Source organism: uncultured Blautia sp., assembly GCF_902497045.1.
Taxonomy (GTDB): Bacteria; Bacillota; Clostridia; order Lachnospirales; family Lachnospiraceae; genus Blautia_A.
The window spans coordinates 1-5,530 of record NZ_CABVDF010000192.1 but is presented as its reverse complement, the minus strand read 5'-3'; the positions used below and the strand labels follow the sequence as shown (position 1 = coordinate 5,530).

Annotated in this window: 5 protein-coding genes and 1 pseudogene; 4 read left to right on the top strand and 2 right to left on the bottom strand. The window is 45.9% G+C overall.

The genetic code is table 11. The annotated features are described in order from the left end of the window. The 4 genes and pseudogenes from RDS42_RS11895 to RDS42_RS11880 form a co-directional block, all read left to right on the top strand. A pseudogene (locus RDS42_RS11895) lies at positions 1–292 on the top strand (carbohydrate ABC transporter permease); the annotation flags it as partial. Positions 293–339: 47 nt separating this feature from the next. Next, complete coding sequence (locus tag RDS42_RS11890) at positions 340–1,818, top strand: glycoside hydrolase family 32 protein (protein WP_308783851.1); 1,479 nt, start codon at positions 340–342, stop codon at positions 1,816–1,818. 194 nt (positions 1,819–2,012) lie between these two features. Further along, positions 2,013–3,164, top strand: a complete 1,152-nt coding sequence (locus tag RDS42_RS11885; protein ID WP_308783850.1) for an alanine--tRNA ligase-related protein — start codon at positions 2,013–2,015, stop codon at positions 3,162–3,164. Between the two features lie 14 nt (positions 3,165–3,178). Next, positions 3,179–4,054: a Xaa-Pro dipeptidase gene (locus RDS42_RS11880; RefSeq protein ID WP_308783849.1), complete on the top strand. Its 876-nt coding sequence runs from the start codon at positions 3,179–3,181 to the stop codon at positions 4,052–4,054. Here RDS42_RS11880 and RDS42_RS11875 read toward each other — a convergent pair. Both RDS42_RS11875 and RDS42_RS11870 read right to left on the bottom strand, forming a co-directional pair. Continuing rightward, positions 4,035–5,174, bottom strand: a complete 1,140-nt coding sequence (locus RDS42_RS11875; protein WP_308783848.1) for a hypothetical protein — start codon at positions 5,172–5,174, stop codon at positions 4,035–4,037. The two genes, RDS42_RS11880 and RDS42_RS11875, sit on opposite strands and share 20 nt — an antisense overlap. 49 nt (positions 5,175–5,223) lie before the next feature. Next, positions 5,224–5,433, bottom strand: a complete 210-nt coding sequence (locus tag RDS42_RS11870; protein ID WP_308783847.1) for a hypothetical protein — start codon at positions 5,431–5,433, stop codon at positions 5,224–5,226. Between the last annotated feature and the right edge of the window lie 97 nt (positions 5,434–5,530).

Here is a 5,530-nt window from a genome sequence, read left to right as displayed (position 1 = left end):
GGAAATAATAAAAAAGCCCAATTCTTTTTTAGAATCAGACTTTTTCAGTGCCCTTTTTATCCTTGACTTCGTAGCACACTGGAATGACTTTATGTGGCCGTTCCTTGTTATGACAGGCGAAGACAAACGTACTATCCAGCTTGCAGTCCAGTCCTTCTTTGGAACTCAGCCGGTACATTACAGTGCGATCATGGCAGCGCTGGTTGTTTCTGCCATTCCGATGATCATTATGTTCATCTTCATGCAGAAGTATTATGTGGAAGGTATTGCATCTTCCGGAATTAAGGGCTGATCGGAAGTATACGATCTGAAAATAAAAGCGAAAGGCAGGATGCTGATATGACAAGTGAATTATTACAGCGTGCAAGACAGTTTGAAAAAGATCACATGAAGGATATCAGTCCGGAAGAACGCCCTCTTTATCATGTAACAGGAGGCACAGGATGGATCAATGACCCCAATGGATTTTCCTTTTATAAAGGGGAGTATCATTTGTTCTATCAGTATCATCCATATTCCAACGAATGGGGGCCTATGCACTGGGGACATGTGGTAAGCAAAGATCTGATCCGCTGGGAACGCAGACCTGTTGTCATGGCTCCGGATCAGGACTATGACAATGCGGGATGTTTTTCCGGAAGCGCTCTGGAACTTCCGGACGGCCGTCACCTGCTTATGTATACAGGTGTGGGAAGAGTGACGGAAGAGGACGGAAGTCAGAAGGATTATCAGACACAGTGCATGGCCGTTGGTGATGGAACGGAATATGAGAAATATGAACAGAATCCTGTTATTACAACAGCAGTCGTTCCGGAAGGCGGAAGCAAAGTAGATTTCCGTGATCCTAAGATATGGCAGGAAGAAGACGGAACTTTTTATGCAGTTGCGTCAAATGCCACAGATGATGGGAACAGCGCCATTCTTCTGTTTCAGAGCAAAGACGGGTTCCGCTGGGAATTCTGCAGCGTCATTGACAGAAGTGATAAAAAGCTGGGCTGGATGTGGGAATGTCCGGATTTCTTTGAACTGGACGGCAAACATATACTTATGGCAAGTCCTATGGAAATGATGCCGGACGGGCTGAAATTCCATGTAGGCCATGGAACCATTTATATTCCCGGAACTTATGATAAGGAAACTCATCAGTTTGTTCGGGAAGATGTTCTTCCCATTGACAGTGGAATTGATTTTTATGCACCTCAGACTATGAAGGCGCCGGACGGACGCCGGATCATGATCGCCTGGATGCAGGCCTGGAGTACATCCAAATTTGTTCCAAAAGGACAGAAATATTTTGGACAGATGACAGTTCCAAGAGAGCTTTCTCTCAAGGAAGGAAAAATGATCCAGAAGCCGGTGCGGGAACTGGAGGCTTTCAGGGGACAGAAGGTTCTTCATGAAAATATAAAAATTTTTCAGGAGACTTCTCTGGAAGGAGTTTCAGGAAGGGTTCTTGATATGACTGTTCGCCTTAAGGTGGACGGAAGATTCAGGAATTTTTCCATAAAAACTGCTCAGGATACAGAACATTACACTTTAGTTTCCTATGATCCGGAAAAAGAGATTCTGTCTCTTGACCGGAGTCACAGCGGCCTTCAGTATGATATTATCCATACAAGGGAAATTTCAGTGAAGCCAGTGGACGGCGAGATCACTCTTCGCTGTCTGATGGACAGATTCAGTCTGGAAATATTCATTAACGATGGAAGCCAGACAGCGACTGTTACTGTCTATACACCTCAGAGTGCAGAAGGAATTTCTTTCTCGGCAGAGGGAGAGGCAGAGATAACAGTGGAAAAGTATGCTCTTTCTTTTTAATATTATATAAAATACCCAACAGAAGGGCGCCAGGGATCCAGGGATCCCTGACGCTCTTTCTGGTTCATCGGGAAAGTAAGGTGTTTTGTGGGGATCTTCCCGTAACGGCGGGGGTGTTCACATTTCGGAGCCTGTGCTATAATGTTCTGCAGAAGATTATATGTCTGAAAAATAACAGAAAGAAGGCCGGGGTTATGGTAGAAACGAGAAGACTGTATTATGAAGATGTTTATATAAAAATATTTCCTGCACAGGTAAAAGAATGCAGGAAAGGTGAAAAAGGATATGAAATCCTGCTGGATCAGAGTGCTTTTTATCCGGAAGGAGGAGGACAGCCCTGTGATCTTGGCGTGCTGGGAGATGTTCCGGTAAAGGATGTCCAGGAAAAAGACGGAGAACTGATCCACTATACCGAGAAGCCTTTTGAACCGGGAACGGAGCTGATGGGAGAAATTGACTGGGCGCGTAGATTTGACCTGATGCAGCAGCATTCCGGCGAGCATATTGTCAGTGGGCTTGTCCATGAAAAATATGGTTATGACAATGTGGGATTTCATATGAGCAGTGATGTGATCACTATTGATTTCAGCGGTGTTCTGGATAAAAAACAGCTTGAGGAAATTGAAGCGGAAACAAACAGAAAAATATGGGAAAACAGTCCGGTTGAGATCTTTTATCCGGAAAAAGAAGAACTGGATCAGCTTCCTTACCGGAGCAAAAAAGAACTGACCGGAAAGGTTCGCCTGGTTCGTTTTCCCGGTGCGGATCTCTGTGCCTGCTGTGGAACTCATGTAACCCATACAGGAGAGATTGGTATGGTGAAAATTCTTACGGTGGAAAATTTCCATGAAGGTGTCCGGGTAACGATGATCAGCGGAAAACGTGTTCTGGAATATCTGAACAGCATTCATGAACAGAACCGTCAGGTATCTGTGAAGCTTTCTGCAAAGATCGGGGAAACGGCTCAGGCTGTGGAAAGGCTTCAGGAAGAGAACTACAGACTGAAAGGGCAGCTCCTTCATCTTACGCAGCAATTATGTGAAACAGAAGCGGCAAGATATGAAGGGGCTGGAAGTGTGTTGCTTTTTCATGAAGGGCTGGATGGAGACAGTGTGCGAAAGATGGCCGATGCGGTCATGGAGAAATGTGCCGGCTGCTGTGCGGTTTTTTCAAAAAATCCAGATGGAAGCTATAAATATGCCATAGGTGAGAAGAACGGAGATCTCCGCCAGTTCACAAAGGAAATGAACATGGCTCTGAATGGCAGAGGCGGAGGAAGACCGTTTTTTGTACAGGGATCCGTGAAGGCAGATGAGGAGCAGATACGTAGATTTTTTGAGAGATAACGAGGGGAGAAATTATGTTTGGCGAGTGTCATGCGCATGTATTGATGGATGGGATCAATTACCGTCAGGCAGTGGAACGCCATAAAGAAAGACCTGAGGAGAAAGCAGTCAGAAAATGTCTGGAAGCCTATCGGGAAGCCGGGATTTCTTTTGTGCGGGACGGAGGAGATAACTGCGGTGTTTCCCTGCTGGCCAAAAAAATTGCACCAGAATACGGAATTGATTACCGGACTCCTGTATTTGCGATTCATAAAGAAGGTCATTATGGAAGTATCGTGGGAAAAGGCTTTTCCAATATGAAGGAATATCATGATCTGGTGTTGGAGGCAGCAGAAAAGGGAGCGGATTTTATTAAGATCATGACGACCGGGCTTCTGGATTTTAACGACCAGGGAAAAGTAACGGGGACCCCTCTTGACCGAAGAGAGGTAAAAGAAATGGTTCATATTGCCCATGAGGAAGGTTTTGCAGTGATGAGCCATACCAATGGTGTTTACGGAGTACAGGCAGCCCTGGAGGCAGGAGTGGATTCTCTGGAGCATGGAAATTATATGGATGAGGAATGTATTTCCATGCTGGCGGACAGTCAGACAATCTGGGTGCCTACTCTTGTGACAGTCCGGAATCTTAGGGGCTGCGGGCGGTATGCAGATGAGATCCTCACCCCCATTATCAAAAGCGTGGAAGAAAGCCTTCGCCTTGCATTTCAAAAAAAGGCACAGGCAGCTCTTGGGAGCGATGCCGGTGCCTATATGGTTCCTCATGGGAGAGGGCTTTTGGAAGAGTATGAATCCTTTTGCAAGATACTGGGAGAGGATTCTTCTGTAGACGATTGGCTCCGTCAGGGGGAGAAAGCGATCAGGGAACGATTCAGGCATCCTCGATCTTAGTGCAGGTATAAATGTTGGAATCCCGGGAATCTGCAGGGTTAAAGGTAAGCCGTACACTGCTTCCGGTCAAAAGTCCTCCGGTAGAGTTGTTGACTGCCGTATCGGTATGAAAGGTCAGAGGAATTCCGTCATAGCTTAATATGGTGACAGTGTTTGCCGTGGAACCGATAATCTCGCCGGATACGGTAAATGATACAGCGCTTTTTTTCTGCGGTTCCGGGATTTCTCCGGTAACTCCAAGGATGCTTATGCCCTCTGTGGAGGTTCCGTTGAATTTACCCGTATATGTGATCTTTACACGGGCGCCGGAAGAGAGCCCGCCGCTGAAATGGCAGGGAATGGAGGATATATCCAGATTCAGTACGGTATCTGAATTAACAGGAGCCACCTGAAGTATATTCATATTGATGCCCTGGATTATCCCGCGGAGCTGTTGTTCTTTCTGCTGTTCTTTTTGATCCTGGGGTGCAGGAGCAGGAGTAGGTTCTGGTATTTTCATGGGATCTATGTCAGAGACACTGAGAACCTTCAGATGACGGGCGTTTAACAGATTCGGATCGTCGGAAAGTGGTTCTCCGAAGCTGCCTCGAAAATGAAGATAGACCCATGAACCTGCACGGATTCCTCCCTGATAATATTGTTCAGTCCCTGTGATAGGATAGGTTGCGGTTTTTCCGGAACGGGATTTCAGAGTGATCGTATTTTCGGTAAATCCCTGTACCTGTCCGTAGGTCTTTTTTTCTTTCAGTTCTGTCTTGTTGTGGTAGGCGTCAACTACCTTAAGAGCTTTGACCGTACTGGTATCGGTACTGGTCAGCCGGCCTTCATAGATAACGTTGATCGTGTCTCCGGTAATAATTCCGCCCTGGCATTCCAGGTCAGCCTGTGATACATCAAAATTATAAACAGTTTCGTCCTTCACAATGAGAAGATGATTTCCGGTAAAATCTTTCACAATTCCACGGATTTCATCCATATATACACGGGGAGCAAGGGAAGGCTCCTCTGAAACTTCGGGATCCCCGGTATTGACCAGATCCGTAAGCCTATCCTGAATACCGCAGCCGGCCGCGGAAAAGAGAAAGACTGTACAGAGCAGTGCAGCAGATAAATTTTTCATAATGATCCTCCGGTACAAAAATTACCGGAGGATAGTGATACCGTTTCAGTCAATCCTGTTCGTCCTCGGCAGAAGGAGGCTTTGCGGTGAAATCAAATACATCGCGGAAAGCATTCCATTGTTCTCTGTCCCGGGCGATTCTTGGCATCAGTCCTGTACATTCCGTACAGGCATTGGTGTCCAGGTAATTTTCGTAATATACGTTATAGGGATTCTTTTTTTTTTGAGAGAAAGAATCCTGTTTTTCTTCTTGTTCCATGATACCCCTCCTTTGCATGGTTGGCAATGGTTTTCAGGAATAGTATGGCAAAAAAATGTGTTTTTATACAGGGGATCATATGGTGCAAAAAGTTTGA

What these genes read in the sequence shown, in the direction of transcription:
- RDS42_RS11890 (WP_308783851.1), top strand. Translation starts at nt 340, where the DNA reads ATGACAAGTGAATTATTACAGCGTGCAAGACAGTTTGAAAAAGATCAC.
- RDS42_RS11885 (WP_308783850.1), top strand. Translation starts at nt 2,013, where the DNA reads ATGGTAGAAACGAGAAGACTGTATTATGAAGATGTTTATATAAAAATA.
- RDS42_RS11880 (WP_308783849.1), top strand. Translation starts at nt 3,179, where the DNA reads ATGTTTGGCGAGTGTCATGCGCATGTATTGATGGATGGGATCAATTAC.
- RDS42_RS11875 (WP_308783848.1), bottom strand. Translation starts at nt 5,174, where the DNA reads ATGAAAAATTTATCTGCTGCACTGCTCTGTACAGTCTTTCTCTTTTCC.
- RDS42_RS11870 (WP_308783847.1), bottom strand. Translation starts at nt 5,433, where the DNA reads ATGGAACAAGAAGAAAAACAGGATTCTTTCTCTCAAAAAAAAAAGAAT.